Genomic DNA, 456 nt, shown 5'->3' with positions numbered 1-456 from the left:
TATCTTTTGCTTCAATCACGACAAAATTCAACGCTTGTATCCCTTAGCATCAAATGCTTGTTTTAATTCTTCAAAGAAAGTTCCAGTGGTATATGCTCCTGCTTTTTTCTGAGTTTATCCCTTTGATTCTTTCCTAGTTCTCCTGTAAATCCGAATACTCTTTATCTATTGCCAAATCAATGTCTTCAGAAAATCTGTTGATAAGCTTCCAAGCTTTACTAAGAGAGGTTCCACCTTTGAACACTAGGTGTTTTGCAATATCCATCTGAAATATGATTTCAAGTGTACGACTTACCCACCAATCCTTCTCTACTGCAAAGGGTGTCATTCCCATTGTTGAAGCAATGGCCTCAAAAACAGCAACCTTTTCTGTTTTCTTTGTGGGGAGCCTATCCAGTCCATATATGCGACGATAGCCCGCATTTCTTACTGGTCGAATCTAAGGTTTCCATTCAA

1 protein-coding gene is annotated in these 456 nt (G+C 38.6%); it reads right to left on the bottom strand.

The window, feature by feature from the left end:
• Window positions 1–133: 133 nt before the first annotated feature.
• Window positions 134–328, bottom strand: coding sequence for a nucleotidyl transferase AbiEii/AbiGii toxin family protein (locus BWI92_RS26870; RefSeq protein WP_229363623.1), 195 nt, complete (start codon window positions 326–328; stop codon window positions 134–136).
• Between the last annotated feature and the right edge of the window lie 128 nt (window positions 329–456).

It is taken from the genome of Flectobacillus sp. BAB-3569 (assembly GCF_002270355.1).
GTDB lineage: Bacteria > Bacteroidota > Bacteroidia > Cytophagales > Spirosomataceae > Flectobacillus > Flectobacillus roseus.
Note: the sequence above shows the minus strand (reverse complement) of the source record. Positions and strands in the feature narration are given on the sequence as shown.

What these genes read in the sequence shown, in the direction of transcription:
- BWI92_RS26870 (WP_229363623.1), bottom strand. Translation starts at nt 328, where the DNA reads ATGACACCCTTTGCAGTAGAGAAGGATTGGTGGGTAAGTCGTACACTT.